16 protein-coding genes and 1 pseudogene are annotated in these 25,581 nt (G+C 45.3%); 15 read left to right on the forward strand and 2 right to left on the reverse strand.

Annotated elements, in window-relative coordinates:
- The first annotated feature begins 126 nt into the window (after positions 1–126).
- The 7 genes from QFZ78_RS32950 to QFZ78_RS32980 all read left to right on the forward strand — a co-directional run bounded on the left by QFZ78_RS32950 (position 127) and on the right by QFZ78_RS32980 (position 11,047).
- Positions 127–1,719, forward strand: a complete 1,593-nt coding sequence (locus QFZ78_RS32950) for a glycoside hydrolase family 43 protein (RefSeq protein WP_307553544.1) — start codon at positions 127–129, stop codon at positions 1,717–1,719.
- Positions 1,720–1,872: 153 nt separating this feature from the next.
- Positions 1,873–2,793, forward strand: a complete 921-nt coding sequence (locus QFZ78_RS32955; protein ID WP_307553545.1) for a glycoside hydrolase family protein — start codon at positions 1,873–1,875, stop codon at positions 2,791–2,793.
- Between the two features lie 149 nt (positions 2,794–2,942).
- Complete coding sequence (locus tag QFZ78_RS32960; protein ID WP_307553546.1) at positions 2,943–5,321, forward strand: glycoside hydrolase family 95 protein; 2,379 nt, start codon at positions 2,943–2,945, stop codon at positions 5,319–5,321.
- 174 nt (positions 5,322–5,495) lie between these two features.
- Positions 5,496–7,514, forward strand: coding sequence for a glycoside hydrolase family 31 protein (locus QFZ78_RS32965; RefSeq protein WP_307553547.1), 2,019 nt, complete (start codon positions 5,496–5,498; stop codon positions 7,512–7,514).
- 322 nt (positions 7,515–7,836) lie between these two features.
- Complete coding sequence (locus QFZ78_RS32970; protein WP_307553548.1) at positions 7,837–7,965, forward strand: hypothetical protein; 129 nt, start codon at positions 7,837–7,839, stop codon at positions 7,963–7,965.
- A gap of 319 nt (positions 7,966–8,284) precedes the next feature.
- Positions 8,285–9,883 (forward strand): cellulase family glycosylhydrolase, encoded by a 1,599-nt coding sequence (locus tag QFZ78_RS32975; RefSeq protein WP_307553549.1) that lies wholly within the window; start codon positions 8,285–8,287, stop codon positions 9,881–9,883.
- Between the two features lie 726 nt (positions 9,884–10,609).
- Positions 10,610–11,047, forward strand: a complete 438-nt coding sequence (locus tag QFZ78_RS32980; protein ID WP_307553550.1) for a hypothetical protein — start codon at positions 10,610–10,612, stop codon at positions 11,045–11,047.
- Between the two features lie 193 nt (positions 11,048–11,240).
- Here QFZ78_RS32980 and QFZ78_RS32985 read toward each other — a convergent pair whose 3' ends face one another.
- A complete protein-coding gene (locus tag QFZ78_RS32985; RefSeq protein ID WP_307553551.1) occupies positions 11,241–13,526 on the reverse strand; it encodes a beta-L-arabinofuranosidase domain-containing protein in 2,286 nt (761 codons plus the stop codon).
- 161 nt (positions 13,527–13,687) lie between these two features.
- Here QFZ78_RS32985 and QFZ78_RS32990 point away from each other — a divergent pair, with 161 nt between their 5' ends.
- The 8 genes and pseudogenes from QFZ78_RS32990 to QFZ78_RS33025 all read left to right on the forward strand — a co-directional run.
- Positions 13,688–14,614: a helix-turn-helix transcriptional regulator gene (locus tag QFZ78_RS32990; RefSeq protein WP_307553552.1), complete on the forward strand. Its 927-nt coding sequence runs from the start codon at positions 13,688–13,690 to the stop codon at positions 14,612–14,614.
- 270 nt (positions 14,615–14,884) lie between these two features.
- Positions 14,885–16,618: an extracellular solute-binding protein gene (locus QFZ78_RS32995; RefSeq protein WP_307553553.1), complete on the forward strand. Its 1,734-nt coding sequence runs from the start codon at positions 14,885–14,887 to the stop codon at positions 16,616–16,618.
- Between the two features lie 67 nt (positions 16,619–16,685).
- Positions 16,686–17,588: an ABC transporter permease gene (locus tag QFZ78_RS33000; RefSeq protein ID WP_307553554.1), complete on the forward strand. Its 903-nt coding sequence runs from the start codon at positions 16,686–16,688 to the stop codon at positions 17,586–17,588.
- A gap of 14 nt (positions 17,589–17,602) precedes the next feature.
- Positions 17,603–18,526: a carbohydrate ABC transporter permease gene (locus QFZ78_RS33005; protein WP_373461083.1), complete on the forward strand. Its 924-nt coding sequence runs from the start codon at positions 17,603–17,605 to the stop codon at positions 18,524–18,526.
- A gap of 86 nt (positions 18,527–18,612) precedes the next feature.
- A complete protein-coding gene (locus QFZ78_RS33010; protein ID WP_307553555.1) occupies positions 18,613–20,370 on the forward strand; it encodes a sensor histidine kinase in 1,758 nt (585 codons plus the stop codon).
- Entirely contained in the window at positions 20,363–21,982 is a 1,620-nt protein-coding gene (locus QFZ78_RS33015; RefSeq protein ID WP_307553557.1) for a response regulator transcription factor, read from the forward strand. Before QFZ78_RS33010 ends, QFZ78_RS33015 begins: the two co-directional genes overlap by 8 nt.
- A 43-nt stretch (positions 21,983–22,025) precedes the next feature.
- Positions 22,026–23,546 carry a glycoside hydrolase family 43 protein gene (locus QFZ78_RS33020; RefSeq protein WP_307553559.1) on the forward strand — a complete coding sequence of 507 codons (1,521 nt, stop codon included), beginning with the start codon at positions 22,026–22,028 and terminating at the stop codon, positions 23,544–23,546.
- Positions 23,547–23,732: 186 nt separating this feature from the next.
- Positions 23,733–24,018 (forward strand): annotated as a pseudogene (locus QFZ78_RS33025) (sigma factor); the annotation flags it as partial.
- Positions 24,019–24,143: 125 nt separating this feature from the next.
- Here the strand turns inward: QFZ78_RS33025 and QFZ78_RS33030 are convergent.
- Positions 24,144–25,466 (reverse strand): FAD-binding oxidoreductase, encoded by a 1,323-nt coding sequence (locus tag QFZ78_RS33030; RefSeq protein WP_307553561.1) that lies wholly within the window; start codon positions 25,464–25,466, stop codon positions 24,144–24,146.
- Positions 25,467–25,581 lie beyond the last annotated feature (115 nt).

Consider the following 25,581-nt stretch of genomic DNA (forward strand, 5'->3'; position numbering starts at 1 on the left):
AGGCGGACAAACCATCCATGTTGAAGCTCAACTAAGCACGATTCCGGTATTTTTACGGGACGGAAAACAAGAGTATCTGATCGGAAACATATAATGTTCTTTTAGAATGGAAAGGATGACTCTGTTATGGAAGATAACTACAATCTGTTATCGAAGAAGGGAGCTTGGGGAGATCAGGGGGACGGCACCTATGTCAATCCTGTCTTGCCAGGAGATTATAGCGATCCGGATGTCATTCGAGTCGGAGATGATTATTACGGCATCTCCTCTACATTGCATTGCTCTCCGGGGATGGCGGTACTGCATTCCAAAGATCTTGTGAATTGGAAAATGATTGGGCATGTTGTGGACGATTTGACAAGAATCGGCCCGGAATACAATTACAATCGAATGAACCGTTATGGCAGAGGAGTCTGGGCAGGTGCCATCCGATTCCACCAGGATAAGTATTGGGTGTATTTTTTCACGCCCGATGAGGGATTGTTTATGAGCACGGCTTCCGATCCAGCTGGACCTTGGGAGCCGCTTCATCAAGTTTGGGCGGTTAGCGGCTGGGACGACTGCTGTCCGTTTTGGGACGATGACGGACAAGGCTACTTTGTTGCCACTAATTTTGCCGATAACTATAATATCCATTTATTTAAATTAAGTGAAGACGGCAAAGAACTATTGCATAACAGCGATACGATTATTCATCAGCACAAAGGGAGCGAAGCCAATAAGCTCTACAAAATAAACGGAACCTACTATTTTTTCCACAGCGAGGTTCGCCGTGAGGAAGGCGTTGAAGTCAGAGTCGTCATGATGTTAAGGGCGAAACATATTTATGGGCCCTACGAGGAGAAGGAGATTATCCATACGCACGGCAAGGATGTAGACCGGGAGCCGAATCAAGGCGGACTTGTCCAGACCGTTTCCGGTGATTGGTATTTCATTTCGCATCAAGGAACGGGCGAGTACGAGGGGAGACCGCTTCACTTGCTGCCCGTAACGTGGATTGACGGATGGCCGATCATCGGAAACGATACGGACGGTGACGGAATCGGGGAGATGGTATGGGGAGGCAGGAAGCCCATAAACGGACATCCCGTGACGGTTCTTGCCACAAATGACGATTTTGAACGAGCGGTGCTTGAGCCGTATTGGGAATGGAACCATCAGCCGAGAGCCGACAAATGGTCGTTAGCGGAACGGCCCGGCTATTTGCGCCTACATGCATGCCAACCCATCGATAAGGACAATTTTTTTACCTTCTGCAACGTCATTTCACAAAGAGCATTTAGAACCGTTCACAATACGGCAACCGTAACAATAGAAATCAACGGCATGGCGGACGGGCAAGAAGCGGGGCTTTGCCATTTTGCACAAACTTATTGCACGATTGGCGTTCAACAACAGAATGGGACAAAGGTTCTGAAGTTTAACAATTCGGGTACCGTAGAATGGGGTCCGGAATTAACGGGTTCCACCCTTTGGTTAAGGTCTGTGTGGAACATAGACGGAATCAACCGGTTCGAGTATAGCGTCGATGGGGACCATTTCACGAGCTTTGGAGACGCGTATCAGCTTGGGTGGGGGAATTATAGGGGAGATCGGATCGGGTTATACAGCTATAACTGTGAAAATGAACAGGGTTATATCGATGTAGACCAATTTTGTTATGAGGTCGCAGGAGCAATGCAAGCCACAATAGCCCCAGCGGCGGCTCGTCGACCATGACGAACGGCGGTATCCGTGCAGCATCACCACAGCGATCCGTACGGACTCATTTCGGCTTGAAGTATTACGGCACATGACGTTCGATCAACAACGGTTTTTGAATAAGTAATATAAGCATATCCTAAACATGACGAGCACACACTGGAGGGTATAATGAAAACGCCATTGTATCGAGACCCTATTTATGACGGAGCAGCGGATCCGGTCGTTATTTGGAACAGAGAAGCCAAGGAATGGTGGATGATTTACACAAACCGCAGGGCAACTGCGGAAGATCGCCGATTTGCCTGGGTGCACGGCACTGATCTCGGCGTTGCTTCATCCAAAGACGGGAGCGATTGGGTTTACCGGGGAACGCTCCCGGGGCTGGACATCGAATGGGGAAGAAATACGTTCTGGGCGCCTGAGATTTACTGGCATGAAGGCATTTATCATATGTATGTCACTTATATTCAAGGGGTACCTGAGGATTGGGTAGGTCGGGCGGACATGCTCCATTATACAAGTCCGGATCTCCTCAATTGGACGTTTCAGTCCAGGCTGGATATCAGCGAGACAAATATTATAGATGCTTGTATTTACCGTCTCCCTAACGGCCTGTTCAGAATGTGGTTCAAAGAAGACAACAACACCTACGCCGCCGAAAGCAAGGATCTATACCATTGGGAACGTGTAGGGCTGATTATCGAGGGACGGGGACATGAAGGGCCAAATGTCTTTCGGTTCAAAGAATATTATTGGTTAATCGTGGACGAGTGGAGAGGGCAAGGTGTATACCGATCGGATGATTTGATCAACTGGGAACGGAACAGCCTCATTCTCGATCAGCCAGGCACGAGGGAAGATGATGGCACGATTGGCTTGCATGCGGATGTAGTCTGCTCAGGGGACGAAGCCTATATCTTTTATTTCACCCATCCGGAGAGATTAACCGGGCAAGAACCTCCTTCCTACACCTACGGTACACGGCGTTCCTCCATACAAGTAGCCCAATTGGACGTTGTTGACGGTAAGCTGGTATGCGACCGAGACCGGCCGTTTGAACTGAAGCTTATGCCTCCGACCTGCGAGTAAGCCGGACGTGGCTGCTCGATTTGGAAGGAGTCAAGTTTCCGAAAAGGGTCGAGCTGGAGCCGGCAAAGGTGCCTGCAAACCTGAGATCGTTTCGATTATTCGGTATGAACAACGAGTAAAATTCTGAAATAGAAGGAAAGGAACTCAACATGAAAATACAATTTCAGTCCCCCGCCGTTTATTGGACGGAAGCCCTTCCCGTTGGAAACGGAAGACTTGGCGCGATGATATTTGGCGGAGTTGAGATAGAACGCATTGCATTGAATGAGGACACGCTATGGTCCGGTTACCCTAAAGATTGGAATAATCCGGGGGCCAAAGAAGTGTTGCCGAAGGTGAGAGAGCTTATTGCCCAAGAGAACTATGAGGAAGCGGATCGTCTCTGCAAGGAAATGATGGGTCCCTATACGCAATCCTATTTGCCTTTCGGAGACTTGCGTTTCGTGATGCATCATGGCGATGTGAACCACCAATACAGCCGGAAGCTTGATCTGTCAACCGGCATCGTGACGGTTACCTATAACGTTGGCGGCGTTCAGTATACCCGAGAAACATTCGTTTCTTATCCCGATCAATCCATTGTCGTGCGTCTGACGTCGAGCAAGGAAGGGATGCTCGATTTTCGGGCCTGGCTGGACAGTCCCATTCATTATGCATCGTCCTTTGATGCCGATCAAAAACAATATATGATATCCGGTACAGCTCCTGAGCAAGTATGGCCCAGCTACTACAACTCGGAAAATCCCATTGTTTACGGCGCGCCTGAGTCATCAAAAGCTTTGAAGTTCCACGGCGGATTGGCTGTGGTGCATGAAGGCGGGACGTTGAAGGTTAATGCAGACGGCTTGCACGTTGTCGGAGCGACCAGCGCGACCTTGTTTTTCAGCGCAGCCACCTCCTTTGACGCAAGCATGGGCGCGAGCCATTCTGAACGGGATCTGCGGAAAATCACAACGGATGCCATCCAGGCTGTTAGCGGTATGACGTATGAGGAGATTCGAAACCGGCATCTTGACGATCATCGCAAGCTGTTTGACAGAGTTGACTTGTCTTTGGGAGAGTCCAAAGCTCCCTCCGATATGCCGACCGATCGGCGAATTGCTGAATATGGCAGCAGCGATCCGGGGCTGGTGGAGCTCTTGTTCCATTATGGCCGGTACCTGATGATTGCAAGCTCCCGCCCGGGAACCCAGCCTGCCAATCTGCAAGGCATATGGAATGAGGAAACGAGAGCGCCATGGAGCAGCAACCACACGCTTAATATCAATGCCGAGATGAACTACTGGCCGGCAGAGTCTTGCAATATGGCGGAAATGCACGAGCCGTTGATTGATTTTATCCGTAGATTGGCATTGAATGGAAAGAAGACTGCTGAAACGAATTATGGCGCAAGAGGGTGGGTGGCGCACCATAATTCCGATCTTTGGGCCCAAACGGCGCCGGTTGGCGATTATGGTGATGGAGACCCGGTATGGGCGTACTGGCCGATGGGAGGCGTATGGCTGACCCAGCATTTGTGGGAGCATTATGCTTACAGCGGGGATGAAGCGTTTTTACAAGAAACCGCGTACCCCATCATGAAGGAAGCGGCGTTATTCTGTCTGGATTGGCTCATGGAAGATCAAGACGGTTATTTGATTACTTCACCTTCCACCTCTCCAGAGCTGAAATTCCAGGTTGGCGATAAGCGCCATGCCGTAAGCGCGGCGACGACCATGGACCTGTCTCTGATCGGCGAATGTTTCTACAACTGCATCATGTCTGCGAACCTGCTTGGGATTGATGAAGATTTTGCAAAGACACTGGCAGAGAAGAAGCAAAAGCTGCTGCCGCTTCAAATCGGCAGGCACGGTCGATTGCAGGAATGGTTCCAAGATTTCGAGGAGGAAGATGTCCATCATCGTCACGTCTCTCATCTTGTCGGGGTTTATCCGGGGCGTCTGATTACGGAGCAGTCTGCTCCCGATCTGTTCCGAGCTGCGAAGACATCGCTTGAAATAAGGGGAGACGGGGGAACGGGCTGGAGTCTGGGCTGGAAAATCGGCCTATGGGCAAGATTCAAGGAGGGCAACCGCGCTGAGCGTTTAATCTCGAATTTACTGTCGCTCGTTAAGGGAGAAGATTCGATTCATCGTGGCCGAGGCGGTGTTTACGCCAATCTGTTCGACGCGCATCCTCCTTTCCAAATCGACGGAAACTTTGCCGCCACAGCGGGGATTTCAGAGATGCTGCTGCAATCGCATCAAGGCTGCTTGGAACTCCTGCCGGCGTTGCCCGATGCCTGGAAAGACGGATATGTCAAAGGCTTGCGGGGCAGAGGGGGGTATGAGGTCGATCTTGAGTGGGAGAATGGCGTATTGTCAAAGGCGGAAATCGCCGTTTCCATAACACAGACCTGCAAAGTCCTCGCCAAACAAAAGGTCAGGATTACGCAGGATGGCGAAGAAGCACATTATTCTCAAGAAGAGAGCGGTTGTATCGGGTTCCATGCTGAAGCTGGAAAACGGTACGTAGTATCGGCCGTTTGAAGACTTGTGTCTATAGGTGATACGTTTCAATGACAGCAGTTACATGATGATGAATTTTACCCCAGCCTTCTGATTTCCCGCCTATATAATAATATTTCTTGTCCTATCATTCAGGGCGCTGCATATAAAAGACAGATGAAAAACATAAAAACGCTTTTGCGGAAGGGGATAAGCATGGAATTTTTTACTGCAGGGAATGGGAAGCTGATTTTTGAGTACAACGGAGAAATCTTACAAATTGAGGCCTGGGGTGAAAATAGTTTACGTATTCGCTCTCGAATGATGGGTGAAATACTGGATACAGATTATGCCTTACTGCCTTTTAATGGCGATGTGGAAGCTGAGATTGAGATAAATAATGAAGCTCATACTGCTTCAATTGCTTCAATTACAAACGGTAAGATAAGAGCAGTTGTTAGACAGTCATTTTGGGATACCCCTGGACGAATTACTTTTTACAATGAAAAAGGAGAATTATTGCTTCAAGAAATAAGCAGTGGTGGAGCCTTGAAGCTTCGAGCAAGAGCATTTAAATCTATTATTGGAGGGGATCATCAATTAACGGTTTCCTTTGCCGGGAATGATGGCGAAAAAATCTACGGAATGGGTCAATACCAACAAGAAACCTTTGATTTGAAAGGCTCTACTCTTGAATTGGCTCATCGTAATTCTCAAGCGAGTGTCCCATTTTTATATTCCAGTAAAGGGTATGGTTTCTTATGGCATAATCCAGCTATTGGAAAGGTGAATTTTGCGAATAATAGAACCGAATGGTTTGCCGAAAGTACAAAACAGATGGATTATTGGATCACAGCAGGCGATTCACCGGCAGAAATAGAAGCCGCATATGGAAAAGCAGTGGGTACCGTCCCAATGATGCCTGAATATGGACTTGGCTTCTGGCAATGCAAATTAAGATATTATAATCAGGAGCAGTTATTAGAAGTTGCAAGAGAATATAAGAGAAGAAAGCTGCCGATCGATGTAATCGTAGTTGACTTCTTCCACTGGCCCAAACAGGGAGACTTTAGATTTGAGGAAGAATTTTTCCCAGATCCAAAAGCAATGGTAGATGAGCTAAAATCCATGGGAATCGAATTGATGGTTTCTGTTTGGCCTCAAATTGACCGCCACAGCGAAAATTTTGATGAAATGCGCCAAAAGGGTTATCTGATTAAAGCTGAAAGGGGAGTCCAAGTTGCCATGATGGATTGGTTCCCTGCTAGTATATATTATGATGCTACAAATCCTAAAGCCAGGGAATATGTATGGTCAAAATGCAAGAAGAATTATTATGATCATGGCATCAAGATCTTCTGGCTGGATGAAGCAGAACCGGAATACGATGTATATGACTTTGATAATTATCGCTACGCTATGGGACCTAATGTTCAAATAGGAAATATATACCCGCAGCGCTACTCTAAAACCTTTTTCGAAGGCATGCAGGCGGAAGGACAGGACAAAATCGTAAACACGGTTCGCTGCGCTTGGGCAGGCAGCCAACGATATGGCGCATTAGTATGGTCGGGAGATATTCATTCTTCTTTTGAAGATTTCAGAAAACAAATCGTTGCAGGCCTTCATATGGGAATGGCAGGAATACCTTGGTGGACAACGGATATTGGAGGCTTTGGAGGCGGTAATCCAGACGATCCCAAATTCCGTGAATTATTAATCAGATGGTTCCAATGGGGGGCTTTCTGTCCTGTTATGAGATTGCATGGCGACCGCAGGGGTGGCAAGGAAGTATTCAGAAAAGACGGCAGCAAAGCATTAAATACCGGCGGAAACAACGAGGTATGGAGTTTTGGAGAAGAAGCTTATGATATTTTAGTTAAATATATGGAATTACGTGAAGCTCTAAGAGATTATACCCGCGAATTGATGAAAGAAGCTCATGAAAAAGGCGCACCGGTTATGAGACCACTCTTCTACGAATTCCAAAATGATGATAGGGTTTGGGATATTAAGGATGAATACCTATATGGTCCAGATATATTAGTTGCTCCAATATTATATGAAGGTTCCATATCGAGAGGGGTATATCTGCCTGAAGGTGCAAGCTGGACGGATGCACGTACAGGAAGGATCTTCGAAGGCGGACAAACCATTCATGTTGAAGCTCCTCTAAGCACGATTCCGGTTTTTTTACGGGATGGAAAACAAGAGCATCTCATCGGAATCATTTAATATTCGAATAGGAAACGACGAAAGGCCATGATAATGTGATAATGCGAGGAAGCTTCCGAACCTATATACATTCGGAAGCTTCCTGTTATTCAAGAGATGCGAGCCGCCGAGGGGATGGGTGGAATCCTATTTTTTGTATTATTTATCGGTAACTTGTTCCACAATTAGGTGTTAAATTCCGTCGCTGATTCGAATTACACAAAAATACAAAAAACCTGACATACCTCCAAGAATGCGATTGCTTTATACTGTAGTCAAACGATAATGAACTATCAAGGATGTCAATGTTAAGTGATGAACAAATAGAATGCAGCGGAAGTGAATGAACCAACGGGAATCCGGAAAGAACGGCGTGTTCGGACTTTCGGTGGCAGTACTGCATTCCAAAGATCTGGTGAATTGGAGAATGATCGGCCAAGTTGTGAATGATTTGACAAGCATACCACTATAATAAATTGCTCCAAACGAGGTGAACTAAAGGCTGTGGATGCACCACTGCAGCTATTATTTGTGCGAGATGAAGATCTCTCTTTGAAAGCCCTTTCACTATTTTTATATGATTTTTGTAACAATTTATGGGGTGATTTCTTATGCATTTATTATCATATAATTAAATTGCATCGGAGCTATTCTTACTCCAGTCTTCAGGAAGAAATTCCATGAGACTATATTTAATGGAAAGGGGGAATTCATAAAGTCGTTATCGGATCGAAGTTTTTCAGTTGAACTCATTTAAAATTGAAGAAAAATGTGAGACGGAGGTGTTATTTATGTCGTCAAAAGTAAAGTCTTTCAGGGTCTTTTTGTTAGCCATGGTATTGGTATTTGCAACTGGTATACCCGGTTGGATTCCGTCAGTATCTGCAGAAACGGCCGATTTCACGCAATTGAATGCGTCACAAATTGTTTTTGAAATGGGTGCGGGCTGGAATTTGGGAAACCAGCTTGAACTCAGTTCCACCGGTACACCCAGCGAAAGCATTCCTAATGTCACGCAGGCGTTCATTCAAAAGGTAAAGGCAGCAGGATTTAAAACAATCCGGATCCCTGTTTCGTATTTGAATAGTGTAGGGAGTGCACCAAATTATACGATTGATTCTGCATGGCTGAACAGAGTGAAAACAGTCGTGGATTATGCCTACAACGAAGGCTTGTATGTTATCACCAACATTCATGGAGATGGTTACAGTACCTTTCCAGGCTCTTGGCTGTTAGTCAATTCAATCGATCAAACGACGATTCGGGCCAAATATCAAAAAGTGTGGCAGCAGATTGCAAATACGTTTGTCAATTATGATGAGCATTTGATCTTTGAATCCATGAACGAAGTATTTGATGGGACTTTTGGCACACCTAACACCACATACTATTCAAATCTTAATGCTTATAATCAAATCTTTGTAGATACTGTAAGACAAACCGGAGGAAACAATAGTGCAAGATGGCTTCTTATTCCCGGCTGGAATACTAACATTGATTATACTGTAGGTAATTATGGCTTTGTGCTTCCTACAGATAATTATAGATCATCTACAATTCCGAGTTCTGAGAAGAGAATCATGATATCCGTTCATTATTACTCGCCTTGGGACTTCTGTGGTGAGGAATCCGGAACCATAACCCAATGGGGAGCAACAGCTGCCAACACGTCGAAAAAATCAACTTGGGGACAGGAAGATTATTTGGATTCGCAACTGAAGTCCACGTATGATAAATTCGTAACCCAAGGATATCCTGTAGTCATCGGTGAATTCGGTTCCGCAGATAAAACAGCGTTTGATTCAACGAATAATACGTATCGTGCGGCATTTGCAAAAGCAGTGAGCGAAACTTCCAGAAAATACGGTGCCGTACCTGTCGTTTGGGATAATGGGTGGAATGGAAGTTATGGTTTTGGATTATTTAACAGGTCCACCTACGCTGTCACTCAGCAAGGAATTATTGATGCGATCATGAGTGTCATGAACACTTCTAAAATGAAAAACGTTACTACAGGTTTGTATATTGACGGCATGGGCCGTACCGCAGACGGTTCAAATGCAGGCCAATGGAGTACCAGCGCCAGCAGCAACCAGCAATGGGTGATGGAATTCTACGGAAGCTATTACAAAATAAAAAATGTTGCTACAGGTTTGTATCTTGACGGTATGTACCGTACCGCTAACGGCTCCATTTGCGGGCAGTGGAGCAGTAGCGACAGCTACAACCAGCGATGGATTTTGGAAGCATACGGAGGCAATTACAGGATCAAGAATGCTTCAACCGACCTTTATTTGGATGGCGGCGGTAATACGGCAAACGGCTCCGACTTGAAGCAGTGGAGCAGTGACACCAGTACCAACCTGCAATGGCAGTTTGTTAATCCCTAATTGTAACAATGATTAGGTTTATAGCGGAAAAGGGAGACATCTGTTCAATGATGACGGGGCTACTTTCGATTCAGAGTAACAGCGTGTTCAACTCAAAAGGTTCCTAGTAAGTAATGGTCCCCCTATAGTAGAGAGTGAAACGAGATCTCTTAAGCTCTAGACACTGTAAGCCGTAGGGGGATTTTTCACTGCAGCTGATAACCAGCCTGGACAAATAGACAACGAGTTCAATAAAACACGGAACAGGCAGGCAGCGCGTTTGTATAAGATAAGGGTCATATAATAAGAATGCTTTGATCCATGTTATATTGCCAAACAATTGAAAGCGCATACATCGATAGTAAAATTCATTAAAGGGGGAGTAATTCCATTGTTATACACAGAATACTTACTCAGAGGCCGTCCAGCCGCATTTATCACTTCCATTGCGTCTTTGCTCCGCAAGATATGTTCTCAATCCAACAGGACATGTTAAAGAGGGTAGTAGTCATGGCGGAGTCATTTTTTGTTTAAGAGGAATAGGGCTGCTTCGAATGAATAGTGAGCAAGAGTTTCTCATACAAGCTAATCATATGGTTATTATTATGCCTAACACGAAATACGAGTACCAACCATTAGGAGAAATTTGGGAAATCGCTACAATTCGTTTTGAATGTAACCTACCTCTCTTTCTGCAATTTCGTTTAAAAATGAACAAGCCATTGAGGTAAGACGGCATTAAACTTAGTGGGTGAAACGGCTCTGATCCCTTTAACACAGTACGATCAGTACGGTGCTGTCATTACCAAAGATTCTGGTGCATTGATTACCCCTATGGTTTCTCTTGCACCCCCTGTTTATGACAGTGATGGTACTACAGTTAAAGTTCAAGGAGCTGATGGTGCACTTGCCTGGCAGCTGATGGGGGATGTAACTTTAAAAGATCAGTATGGTAATGAATTTAAAAATGCCAATATCTTAGCTTATAAAGAAATAGCACCTGTGATTTATATGATTAATGATGTATCGCAGGGATTAACTGTCAGTCTTTCATTAAGCTCTGAGGGACTAAACAATAAGGTCAATGTTTCTTATGGTCCGGGCATTACTGGAGGTAGTTTTACAATGACAGCGATTTCAAGCAGCGGGAAAACAACGACTACTAGGGTACTACTTAATAATTAAACCCCACAATTCGAATTAAGAGGAATCGGATGAAACTTCGAACTGCGATTTACCTGAACAACCGCTAAATCAAAAACGCCACCGCAAGATGCGGCGGCGTTTTTGTGCGTTTGGAAGCGATAGCACTGCCAATGAGCCGAAATTGCATGTGGTTTAAAATAAAATGGTTTTCCACGATCTTATAATAGAGGGTTTATGAACTAAGCTTTATGGATCTAAGAATGCCATAAATACCGTTCAAACCTCCATTGGGTACAAACTTGACCACAACCGATTCTTGATCTGATGCAATCATATCCGCAGGGATTTCAATTATTTTCTCATAAAAACCCCGAATTCTCTCATTCGGTGAGGTTTCGGTTATCAACAGTTTCCCGTCAATCCAGATTTCCAAGCTGCTGTCCTTGAGCCAATAGAAGAAGGTGACCGACAGACCGTTCTTTTGTCCGGACGATACCTTCAATTCATAACTGAACCACCCGTCAGGCTCTGCTCTTCTGCCATTCAGCCCCTCAAAGCTACCGGCATGCGTAAGCTCGCCTTTGACCTGATGCTCCAGCTCATATTGGTCATTGCCCACCTGTACACTGTCGATCGTAGTCTCTCTGATGAGCTGCTCCTTACGGCTCTTATCCAGATGCTCCCGTAAATCATCCGAACCGACCTCAGCCAATTTCCAATAAATCCCGTATCTTTCATTATGCTGCTTATAGTGAGGCGTAAAGACCAGATGATCGTCCTCATCCGTATTTTGGAGCACAAAGGCTAATTCGCCGTTCTTGCGAACGAAATACTGATCGAATCCGCCTAACCACTCCTGGACACTCATACCTTGAGGGGTGATAAAGTCTTTCACGAGCATTCGCTTGGTCGGAATACTTACGATAACGCCTGTCCTGGACTCGACCATATCGTCTTTGCCCAATGCGGCGCTTAGTACCACTGGACCGTACTTAAATCCGACCACATGCGGCGCATCCGGCAAGGAGGAGTAAGTGGCTTTCATCGGGATTTGGACATGAACGGTGTCGCCGTTCTTCCAAACCCGTTCGATTAAAGCATAACCATTGCTTACCTGCGGTTGAACGGCTTTGCCATTCACAGCAACCGCCATTTCGCCTGCAGTCCAATAAGGCACACGCAGATAAATGGACAAACGCTGCTCCTGCTGATCGGTCGTTTCAACGGACAGATGAACCGTATCGGTGAACGGAAGGTCGGTGGTTTGTATAATCTTCACCTTCTGTTCCGACCAATCCAACTGGCTGCTGACATATTGATTCACGTACAACCGCTGGTCCAGTTGGAAATAGATGCTATCGCTCAATTTCGTGAAGCTTTCCATGCCCGTGCCGGTACAGCACCAAAAATGCTCGAACGGCGAGCTGTAAACCTTGAAATAACCCGTTGCCATCGGCTGGAAATACATCGTCATCCCGGTGTCCGGATTCTGAGATGACAGAATGGCGTTCACATAGGTATTCTCGTAAAAATCAGCGTATTTGACATCCTGCGTTAGCTTGAAAAGCTCCCTCGTCAGCTTCAGCATATTGTAGCTGTTGCAGGTTTCGCAAGTGATATCGTTGCGTTTGGCATCCAGAAGATCAGGCTCGCCAAAATGCTCGGATTCGCTGTTTCCGCCTGTGATATAGCTGTGGTGATATACCACCATATCCCAGAATCTTGCAGCAGCCTCCCGGTAAAACACTTCGCTTTCTCCCAATGTCAGATAGCGATTCAAGGCTCCTATGAACTTGGGAATCATTGTGTTGGCATGTTTGCCTTTTAATATGTCCTTGCCTTCCCAGATTGCCTCAAACAAGCTAAGCTCATCAAACTGATGGGCCGCTTCCAAGTGGCGGTTATTCCCCGTCAATTTGAACAGGTCGTAGAGGCAATCGTTCATGCCGCCATATTCCACAGCCAGTACTGTAGCCTGCAATTCCTTGGACCATTTGGAGGTGCGGTACGCTACCCAATCCCCCAGTTTATTGACAACGTCATAGGCCGTTTGGTTTCGAGTCCATTCGTAGACATCGATCAGACCGGCGATGATCTTGTGCATCGTATACCATGGAACCCAGGCTGGTTTCCTATTCTCCACATTCTCGAATAGTCTCTCCGGAAATGCCGACAAGTATCCGCTTTCCAGCTGACAGACGGCCAATTCAGCCACGATATACTCCAACTTTGCAAGCAGCTCTGCGCTTTGATTCTGCGAATAAGCCTGTGCACAGGCGGTAAGATAGTGACCTAAAGTGTGGCCTCTGATCTCCGTATTTTCCCATCCGGGATAGATCCGGGCCTTGGCCGGCAATCCTGCCACTTCACGAAATCCAACCAGCAGACGATCCGCATCATAGCTCGCCAAATAAGCCATTTCCTTCTCGAATGCATTCACATGATAGGCTCCGGTCAACTCTACCCGGTTCATGCCAATATCCTTCAGAACCCCCATACTCGGCGCAGCTTCCTTCATATCCAATCCCTCCGTTATAGTAACGTTCTCCGATGGAGACTATATTAAGCTTAGCGTCTTCTACCGATAGGGTAAATAACATAAGGTTGGATTATGTGTCAAAAAGGAAGGGTTTCATCGCGTCGTCTTTACTGTCATCAATTTCTGAAGCCTCATAGGACATGGAAATAACCCTATATTTCTGGTACTCTGTTATTAAGCCAAGTGTGAAAAAGTCTGAAAGGGCAGGGATCAGTAATATGGTATTGTATCAATTCCGTGTGGATGTACCGGTGGTCATGGATATGACAGGGAAATTTGTATCGCCGTCTCCGGAGTGGAAGCACATGAACCGAGTATTGATGAATTACGAGTTATTCATTCAAACCCGCGGAACGATGTACATCTCATGCGGCATAGACCGCTTCGCCCTTAGGGAAGGGGAGTTCTTGATCATGCCTCCCCGCACCCAACAATATGGCTACCAAGAGTCCGATTGCAGCTTTTACTGGTTACATTTTTCAACATACGGGCATGAAACGTATCATGAGGCCGCTCACGAGCATGTCTACGAACCGGGAATTATCGTCCTTCCCCAAACAGGTACGCTGCGCAGTCCCGAAAAGCTCATTGTGATGCTGAAGCAATTGCAGGATTCCATTCGCAGCTACAGGGAACAGACCTTAAACAATTACTTGACCACCAGTATTTTGTGCGAGATATACAACCAGATGTTTGTGGTCCCAAACCAATCTAAGAAACTGCTAAAACAGCAGCTTTACAATGATATTGTGGACTACATCAAATGGAATCGGCAAGAGAATATAAGAGTTACACAACTTGCTAAACATTTTGGATATAACGCCAAACATCTCTCCAGCATATTTTCTTCTATGGCGGGTGTTTCATTAAAACAATTCATCATGCAAGAAAAAATGGAGGCGGCTAAATTTCTGCTGACGGACACCAATCAAAAGATTAATGAGATTTCTATGCAGCTAGGTTTTCCAGATAGTCATTCATTTACCAAATCATTCAAGAAAATAACAAGCTTGACTCCTACGGATTACCGGAATGCTTACGTAAACCGATTGCTTTATTATAAATAATGAATGATATTTTAGGTTTAAAACAGAAATTGGAGTGTTCTTGCTACTATTATACCAACTCTTATTGCAGCCACATGGACGAAGAGTTTGTCCGTTACTGTAAAGAATCTGCGTTGGTCTGCCACGAGATGATTACGCTTACATTATGACAACGTTGGGTAAGTAAAGTAAAGAGTTGTACATTGTTTGGATATTGTGCGGACCCTATAATAAAAACATAAACAACGTCACTGCAGTGATACTTTAAAAATTCGATATAGGGGGATGTACATGAAACCAAAAAAGCACAAAATGAAAGCGTTGTCTGTTTCCATTCTCGCAATCACAACGCTATTGTCAGCATGTAGCAGTCAAAACGATTCAACGAATACTGGGCAGAATGAAACGGCTATTGAAGCGGTGAGCACTGCCGGGAGTACCGATATGAAAGGTGCAAATGCAGACCCGCTGGGTAAGTATGATCCACCAATCGACGTGTCGTTTGTCCGGAGTCTCAACGATGTTGTAGAAAATAATGTGCTTGGCGCGTTAAAGGGAGAAACGTTTGAAGACAACCGCTGGACCCGTCTGTATAAGGAACAGCTTGGGATCAATATTAAAAACAATTGGGTCGTAAAAGGGAACGATACTTCAGAGCAATATTTGCAGAAACTGAATGTAACGCTAGCCTCCGGCGATCTGCCTGATGTCATTCCAGTGAATGCGACCCAACTGAAGCAATTGGCCGATGCCGGCCAAATTGAGGATATGACGGCCTTATATGAGAAATATGCTTCTCCGTTAACCAAAGAAATCTTATTGCAAGAGGGAACAAGTCCATTCGACGCCGTTAAGATTGACGGCAAACTGATGGCGATCCCGCAGGTTGATTCTTCGATCGAACGTGCCATGTTTATCTGGATTCGTACAGATTGGCTTCAGAAGTTAGGCTTACAACCCCCGAAGACGATGGCAGATGTGCAGGCGATTTCGAAAGCATTTGCGGAAAACGATCCGGATGGCAACGGGAAAAAAGATACCTTTGGACTTGGCTTAACCAAAGGCTTATGGGGTGGAGCCATGGGCTTGGAAGGGTTCATGGCCGGGTATAAGGCTTATCCGAATATGTGGCTCACCGACACATCCGGTAAACTGGTTTTTGGCGGCATTCAACCGGAAGTGAAGAAAGCGCTTCAATCTCTGCAGAGCATGTTCAAGAACGGAGAGCTGGATCAGGAGTTCGGCATTAAAGACGGAGGCAAGGTATCCGAGCAAATCGCCGCCGGAAAGATCGGATTGGAATACGGCGAACAGTGGAATTCTATTTGGCCGCTTCAGTTGAACCGGAACAACGACCCTAATGCACAATGGCGGGCATATCCGATCGTTTCGGAATCAGGCGAAATGCCAAAAGTGCCCCTGAAGTTCAGTACGACCAAGTTTTTTGCGGTTAAAAAGGGATTCAAGCATCCTGAAGCAGTTATCAAGCTGTTTAATCTGCATCTGGAGAAAAACTTTGGTACAACGGCAGAGTTTGACAAATACTACGCACCGCCGGAAGCGGAGAGCGTGTGGCAGCTGTCCCCGGTAACACCTTCTCCGGTAAAAAAGAACGTAGAGGCGTTTAGAGCGATCGATGCGGCACGTAAAGCAAACAACTTCTCGACATTGAAAGGGGAAGCCAAAACGATTCAAGGAAAAATAGATGCTTTCAATTCGGGATCTAAGGAAGGGTTTGCGCTGTGGGGATGGGAGCGGATTTACGGCCCGGAAGGCTCTGAAGGGGTTGTTGATCAATATGACAAAAACAATCAGTTCCTGATGGATAAATTTGTTGGTGCACCTACGCCTACGATGGTTGAGCGTAAATCGACTTTGGAGAAGTTAATGAATGAGACTTACACCAAAATTATTATGGGTGGGTCAATCGATGAATTCGATAAATTTGTCAAAGATTGGGCGAAGCTTGGCGGAGAACAAATTACGAAAGAAGTAAATGACTGGTATATGTCAACGAAGAAATAGCATCAGGCAGAGGATGGATTCACCTTCCTTCCTCTGCTTATTTTGCTTCAAATGATGGAGGATGGATATGGGAACCAGAAAGATATGGAGAGAGCTTCCGCTGCATCTGATGATATTGCCTGGGCTGGTACTGATCGTGTTATTCTCATATGTTCCCATGGCGGGAATTGTTATTGCTTTTCAGAAGTTCATCCCAGCGAAAGGACTCTTCGGTGATCAGCGGTGGGTTGGTTTGGAGAATTTCAAATATCTCATGAACCTGCCTAGTTTTACTCAGGTTCTGTGGAATACCCTGTTTATTTCAAGTCTTAAGCTTATTCTAGGCTTGATCGTGCCGATTGTATTTGCCATTCTTCTCAACGAATTGAAGAATGAGGTGATTAAAAGAAGTGTACAAACGACCATTTATTTACCCTATTTCCTCTCATGGGTCGTTCTAGGCGGCATACTTATCGATATTTTATCCCCTTCTAGCGGTATTGTTAACCAATTGTTGGGTGCGTTCGGCATAAATAAGATATTCTTTCTTGGGGACAATCATTGGTTTCCGTTTACGTTGGTATCTTCTGATATATGGAAAAATTTTGGTTATGGGACTATTGTTTATTTGGCGGCTATTACGGGAATTGATCCCGGTTTATATGAAGCTGCCACGATCGACGGCGCAAACCGCTGGCATAAGATATGGCATATCACCATTCCCGGTATGCGTATGGTCATCGTACTGCTCTCGGTTCTAAGTCTAGGACAGCTTCTGAACGCGGGCTTCGATCAAGTGTTCAATTTGTATAGCCCTCAAGTGTATGAAAGCGGCGATATTCTGGATACTTTTGTATATCGGATCGGTTTGTTGGATGCTCAATACGGTGTGGCAACAGCAGTTGGATTATTCAAATCACTAGTTTCACTTATATTGATTTCAAGTTCGTACTTTGTGGCTTATCGGTTTGCAAAATATAGAATTTTCTAGGAGGAGGGAAAACAGTGGTACAGCCATCAAGTTCTGTGTCTGACGCATATATCCGGGTATCCAACAGTCGAAGACGATTCGAGTGGTTTTCCGTTCTGAATGTTTCCTTTCTCATCATCGTATCGTTGATTTGTGTCCTTCCGTTAATCCATATCGTTGCCGTCTCGTTTAGTTCAAGCACAGCAGCAGCAGCAGGTCATGTGAAACTGTGGCCGGTCGATTTCACAGTGGCATCTTACAAGTATACGGCTAGCCGGGAAGCGTTTTGGCAGTCTATGCTTGTTTCCTTGGAGCGCATAGCGATCGGGACGCCACTAAATTTGATTTTAACCATCCTTGTCGCCTTTCCTTTATCCAAGGAGTCGAAGACGTTTCGCCTGCGAATGGTATACGCTTGGATTTTCTTCATGACGATGCTCTTTCACGGCGGCTTAATTCCTTGGTACTCTACACTTAAGCAGTACAATTTGCTTGATACGATTTGGGCACTCGTCTTACCAGGTGCGGTTCCCGTTTTCAGTGTGGTACTGCTGCTTAATTTTTTTCGGGAAGTGCCGAAAGAACTGGAAGAGGCAGCGGTTATGGATGGTGCAAGTTACTGGACGACATTATGGAAAATTTATGTGCCCATATCCAAGCCTGCTCTTGCAACGCTTGCCTTATTTTCCATGGTAGAGCATTGGAATAGTTGGTTTGACGGCCTTCTGCTTATGGGAGATCCTAGTCATTACCCGCTGCAAAGTTATATTCAGACGATCGTCATTCAGCAAAATTTAATGAATATGTCGCGTGACGAAGCAATAAATTTGGCCCTCATTTCTGACCGGACGCTGAAAGCATCACAGATATTCTTGGGCTCCCTTCCCATTATCTTGGCGTACCCATTCCTGCAGAAGTATTTTGTTAAAGGGATTGTACTTGGTAGCGTCAAGGGGTAAAAGGTGGATTGCTTCATAACGAAAATGTTTAGGAAACTTACAAGCTTCAGGCTATAATTGAAGAAAAAAAGTTGGGGGCTTGTGCCTTGATCAACCGTCAACCATTCTCTTTGCGAAACACGATTTTCCTTCGGCTGCTCAGTACTTTTTTGCTTATCATGCTCCCCATTCTATTATTTGGCGTCTACCTGTATAACTGGATCGTCCAGACGGCAAGCGAAGACATCTCCAAAACGGCGGTATCCCAGCTCACCTTCTATGTAACCGATCTTGAGAAAGAGGTAGAACGGATGAAGCTGCTCCAGTATGGCGTTATCGAGGATGAGGATCTCAACGAACTGACGCTGACCTGGGATACGATGGATGTGTTTAAACGTACTGAAAAAATTAACTCGCTGCGAAAACGGCTATACGCGATTCAAAACAGCAGTCCTTATATCAAAAATGTAAGTGCTCATATTTATCCGCTATCCAAAACGGTTTCTTCCGCTAATGGCCCAAGCAAATTTAATACCGAACGGTATAATGGCTTTCGCTCGGTATTAAGCAGCAGGAATAACCAGATTATGGAGTGGAATGGCGGCTTATTTTTAAGTGCGGCAAAGCAAAGTGTGACCAATGGGAATCAACCATTGTTCATCATTGAAATTGAACTGGATCAAGACAGACTGCAGGAGGCGCTAGGCCAGTTCAACACCTATCCCGGCAGCGGAACATTGATGACCACGGACAAATCCGGTGTCATTCTCACGAGTGGATCATTAGAGCACCTATGGCAAGATATTACGGCTACTATTGAACAAATAAGAGAGAATCCACTGCATAGTACGGGGACCTTTACCATCTCGGGAAGCCGCTATTATACCGCTATTGCAAGCTCTGACTATTTAAATATGTCTATTTACCGGTTTATTCCAGAACAAATGATTAAGAGGCCGCTGGACAAGTTTTATATGTGGGCATGGTTATTTATTCTCGTAGCTGTTGTCATTATTGCGATTTATGCATTCTCCACCTACAAATTTATTCACAAACCGTTGATCACGCTTGTTAAAAGTTTTCGGCGTATGGAAAATGGGGATCTGGATGTTAACATCCAGCATGAGTCTAAGGATGAGCTTGGATACTTGTATGGAAGATTTAACCAAATGGTCGCGAATCTTCGTTCTTTGATTGATCAAGTCTATAAGCAGAAAATTATGACGCAGCGGGCAGAGTTGAAGCAGCTTCAATCGCAAATTAATCCTCATTTTCTATACAACAGCTTCTTTATTCTGAGAACGATGGCGAAGATTGGAGACGTTGAACGAATCGGACAGTTTGCAGGACAGCTTGGTGAATATTTTCATTTTGTTACCCGGAATGCTTCTGACGAAGTATGGTTGAAACAAGAAATTCATCATGCCCGAATGTACACGGAGATTCAGGAATTGCGCTTCTCGCGGCGTATCCGGGTGCAATTCGAAGCTCTCCCGCGGGAAATTGAACTGGTGTCAGTACCACGTTTAATTGTGCAGCCTATCATTGAGAATGCATTTGAACACAGTTTGGAACAAATGAAACGCAGCGGATTGATTGTCATCCGCTTCGAGATGAAAGAGTCAGAAATCCATATTGTGGTGGAAGATAACGGTGAAAGCTTGACGGATAAAGCATTGCAGAATATATGGGATACCTTGGATAACGGTGGTGAGCATACGGAGACGACAGGTTTGGTGAACATTCACCGCCGTGTAAAAATCACGTTCGGTGAAGCATACGGTCTGCGAATAAGCCGAAGCGAGCTCGGGGGATTGCAAGCAATCATTTGTATTCCCTTAAAGGGAGGTGATGCTCATGATTAGAATGCTGATCGTTGATGATGAGGAAATCATTACAGATGGGCTGTTTGACATATTTAGCCAACTGAATCTGGATCTTGATTTGTATAAAGCCTATTCCGGTGAAGAAGCGCTGGATTGGATGAATACTACGAGAGTAGACATTGTGTTGTCCGATATCCGTATGCCTGGGATGGATGGCCTCGAGCTAATGAGAAACATACGGAGTAATTGGCTGCATTGCAAAATCATTTTTTTGACCGGGTATAATGACTTTGATTATGTCTACCAGGCGATTCAAACACCCGGAGTTAGCTATCTCCTAAAGAGTGAACAATACGATAAGATTATCAAGGCGGTTACCGATGCGATTCATGAACTGGAGAACAGTTTAAAGTTTCATAATCTAATCAAGCAATCGAGTGAGAAGCTTACCACACTCGAAACGCTTGCTCAAGGGAATTATTTTCGTTATTTGCTTCAGGGGACGCGAGCAGCGGAGGAGTTAGAAGTTGATTTCCGTAAATTGGGCATTGCTCTTGATCCAACTTTGCCCGTCCTTGTGGCGGTAGGTGACCTGCAGCGTACGAACATGCACCATTCCTTTGCTGAAAGTCAGGAGGCGGCACTTGCTGTCAAATTCTTGGCAGAGACATTCCTGGCAGAACGCACAGATAGTCTTGGAATCATTGATCATTACGGCGGCCTCGTCTGGCTCGTTCAACCGAAGTATGCACATGGAAAGGAATCGGGCGAAGCCTATGCCCGCACGATAAAGTTTCTAGAAGGACAATTCGAGCTTATGCAGCGAGCTTGTTATGATTCTCTGGGAATCACTTTTGCCATAACGCTCTGCGCCGATACATGTGAATGGAAGCAGCTTTCAGAGATGTACGACCGAATTAGAAGTCAACAGTACTGGCGAGCGGGAGACGGCGCCCAGATGGTACAAACGGTCAACTTTGAAACGATTGAAACCGCGGCCAACTCAAGGACGCTGAGAGAAAAGGCGGAGTCTTTGGCGATTCATCTTGAAGGTGGAAATAGAGAGGGATTTCTCCATCTGTTCAACGAACTGATGGAAACGGCTTTCGATGAACGCGGAAATGGGGGACCTTTTGCCTTGGAGCTGTACTATACGATTGCGCTCTTCTTCTTATCTTACATTAACCGTTGGGAGCTGCACGAAAAAGTTGGAACAACCGGGCTTATGCAAAGAGATAGGCATTCGTCTTGGCAAGATAGTTTCGGGTTTTTGAAACAGATCGCAGAGTCCTTGTTCGATCTTCGATTGAGTGTAGAACGCAATAGAGCAGCTGCGGTGATAGAGAAGGTCCGGTCGTATATTGAGGAGCATCTGGGTGAGGATTTGTCTCTTGTACGTTTAGCTAGCGTGATTCACTTCAACCCGTCCTATTTATCGCGGCTTTTTAAACAGGAAAGTGGAGTCAATCTATCTGAGTATATTGATGAAGTTAGAATGGAGAAAGCCAAATATTTGCTCAAGAAAGACGAGCTGAAGATTGCGGAAGTGGGTGCGCAGGTAGGGTATGAAACCCCGCACTCTTTTACTCGATTTTTCAAAAAATCTATCGGCGTGACTCCTGTAGAATATCGTGAGATTGTAAGGAAATAAGAACATTGGTATCAACTGTTTTTGAGTATAAGGAGAGATAGCGATGGGGAATGTGACGATAACGAATCCGATCATCTGGGCGGATGTTCCTGACCCTTGTGTTATTAGAGTAGGGACGGCCTACTATATGGTTAGCACAAGCATGCATTCGATGCCCGGATGCCCGATTATGAGGTCTGAGAATTTGATGGATTGGAGAATCGTGAACTACGTTTACGAGACCTTAGAGAATAACGATGCGCACAATTTGCTGGACGGGAGAGGCATTTATGGCAAAGGATCATGGGCCGTAAGTTTGCGTCATCATAATGACATGTTTTACGTGTGCTTCTCAAGTAATGATATGAACCAGTTTTACATTTACAGGACGGCGGATATCGAGAACGGGAGATGGGAACGCTCTGTAATTGCAGGAATCCATCATGATCCGAGTCTGCTGTTTGACGAAGGCCGCGTTTACGTCATTCACGGCAACGGGAGTATTCACATTACAGAATTGACGTCTGATGTGATGACCGTAAAATCTGGCGGCGTCCATCAACGGCTCTTCGAGACGGAGCGTGACGGTATCATGCTGCGATGCGAGGGATGCCATGCGAATAAGCTGAACGGTTTTTATTATTTGTTCTTCATTGAATGGCCCAATACCGGAAACCGCCGTCGCAGACAACTTTGTTATCGTTCGCGGGAGCTGCTGGGTCCTTATGAACATAAAGTAATTCTCGATGACGACATGGGCTACCGTAATAACGGTATCGCTCAAGGAGGCATTATCGACACGCCAGCCAATGAGTGGTATGTTGTGTTATTTCAAGATCATGATGCTGTGGGGAGAATTCCCATTGTGCTTCCAGTTTCTTGGGTGGACGATTGGCCGGTCATCGGGATGGATGGAAAAGCGCGATTGGCATTCAAAGTGCAATTGCCAAGTTCGGCTCCCGCCCCTTTGGTAATAAGCGATGAGTTCGAGTATGACGAAAATAAATTGGCATTGAATTGGCAGTGGAATCATAATCCGGATAACCGGATTTGGTCTGTGACCGCGCGCCAAGGCTGGTTGCGATTAGTGACGGGGAATGTAACCAGTAGTGTCTTATTCGCACGCAATACATTGACGCAACGTACGGAAGGTCCTGTATGTATCGGAATTACGGTGATGGATGTATCTCAAATGAAGTCGGGTGATCACGCAGGTTTGGTTGCATTGCAAAATCATTTCGGAACTGTCGGCATTCAAGTTGCAGCGAACGGCAACCGCTATGTTGCGATGTGTGTCAATGGGGGAGGGGGCGGTGAAGAAACGGTTGAACGACTTCAATACGAGGACAGCCTGATTTATTTGAAAGTTCATTTCAATTTTGAAAATAGCGTTGATATTGCAAGCTTTTACTATTCAGCAAACGGTGAAGAATGGAAACAAATCGGAAGTTCGTTGAAGATGAAGTATACGCTGGACCATTTTATGGGCTACCGGATCGGGTTGTTTAACTATGCTTCCAAGCATGTTGGCGGGCATGCTGACTTTGATTTTTTTCGATTTACAAAGGTGGGTAATAACGTATAGTAAGAAGAGCATGTCCCATGCAAAGCTAAGCTGGGTCTAGGTATTCAGCAAATCAAGCCTCCGATTCTGCTTCAGCAGGATGGGGGCTTTGTGCTGTCTACTGGCTTCGATTTATGAACTGTCGTTTTTTAATTAATGGAAGTCGCTCTATGGATAGAATTTTACGTTGCTTCGTGTTCATATTGTCAAAAATTCGATAACACAGGAGAAGATTTGGAGGATTTGATTTCGAGGGGGACGATAGGCTTGATCAAAGCTATCGAGTCGTTCTCACCTAACAAAGGGACGAAACTCGCGACATTCGCAGCTCGATGTATTGAGAACGAGATCTTGATGCACCTGTTCGTTGAAGAAAACGCGCAAAGATGTGTCCTTGCATGATCCCATCGGAACGGACAAAGAGGGGAATGAAATTACGCTTATCGACATTCTCGGTACGGAAGCTGACGATGTCGTGGATAAAGTGCAGCTTAAAATAGAGAAGAGCAAAAGCCAAACCTTGTTGATTCATGCTGTATCACCTCCTTGTACGAAGAGATATGGTCTTACAAAAGATGATTTATTATGCAGCTACCTAAACAAATTTGCTTTTAGCTGCTAAGGAGGAATGCTCTGTTTGAAGCGGAACAGATTTTCTGGATCATAGACTTGTTTTACCTGCTTTAACCTGATAATGTTCTCTCCAAAGTAAGCAGTCTGCCAGTTATCAATTAGTTGATCACTATAGTTACGATACGCGCCTTGTGTAAAAGGAAGCATAGACTCCCGGAACCGTTTAACCCAAAGAATGTTATTAACCTCTTCCGAATCCTGCTCCCAGTAGGTTTGATACTGCATCCCAAACAGAGCTTTTCGGTGCACAAACGCCGTCGCATCCGGTGGCACCTCAAAAATCGCGCCCCCATAAGCGTTAAGTTCGACAAAGTTGCTGGTGCCTGAAGAGTTCTTTAAATTTTGGATCAGCATATTAAGCGCGGCGTCCGAGAAGGGTTCGTAAGCGTAGGCAGATGAATGTTTAAACTTGACTTGCCATGTCGGCATTCCAGCTATCCTGCGTGCGGCATCGATCCAGGAAGCTGAGCGGATCGAGAACATTTTAGGTGGAACTGCCTCTTTCAAAGGACATACGAAGCGTCGCAGCTCTTTTTCTAAGCCGACAAACACGCTGAAAGATTCAATATCGCCTTGATTTAGCGCCGGAAGCTTGAGCTGGGAAGTCAAGCGGGTATCGGTATTCGGAGCCCATGTCTGCCAAAAGCGTACTACATTTTCAAGGTCAGAAAAATTCCACGTCAACTTGCAAAGTGCAACATCTCCGATTGGAAACACGCGGTAAGTAATGGATGTGATTACGCCAAAACTCCCATCTCCTCCGCCACGGCATGCCCAAAGCAGATCACTATTGTACTTTTCATTCGCATGAATAATCTTTCCTTGCGCATTAACCATCTCTATTTCGAGTAAATTGTCACAAGTCATGCCAAAAAATCGAGATAAAAAACCATAACCTCCGCCAAGCGTCAACCCAGACACGCCTATCGTAGGGCAAGTTCCGCCGGGAATGGTCAATCCATTTTTCCATAGGGCTTCGTACAAATGCTGCATTCGAAATCCAGCGCCAATGCTCACAGTATCCCTCGCTTTGTCGATTCGTAGGTGCAGTAAATCGCTGACATCAATAATTAGGCCACCGTCAACAATCGAAAATGCTTCATAGCTGTGGCCGCCAGAGCGTACGCTAAAAGGTATCTTTTGTTTGCGTACCCATAGAACGGCGTTGGCAGCATCCTGACCAGTCTGACAGTAGACAATCACTTTTGGGTATTTGGAGAAGCGAGCATTAAAATTTCGTCTTGATTCCTCATAACCCGAGGCGTTTTGTAGGATTATGCGTCCAGTCAGTCCGTCTGTCCATGCCATTGTAGTAACACCTGCCAGTCTGATGACGATTTAGGATAAGTGAATATGAATCCTTTTTCTGAAATATGCTATAACGGGTCATAATAGAGCAACGATGTGAAATTCTTTTGAGCGA

It is taken from the genome of Paenibacillus sp. V4I5 (assembly GCF_030817255.1).
Classification (GTDB): domain Bacteria; phylum Bacillota; class Bacilli; order Paenibacillales; family NBRC-103111; genus Paenibacillus_E.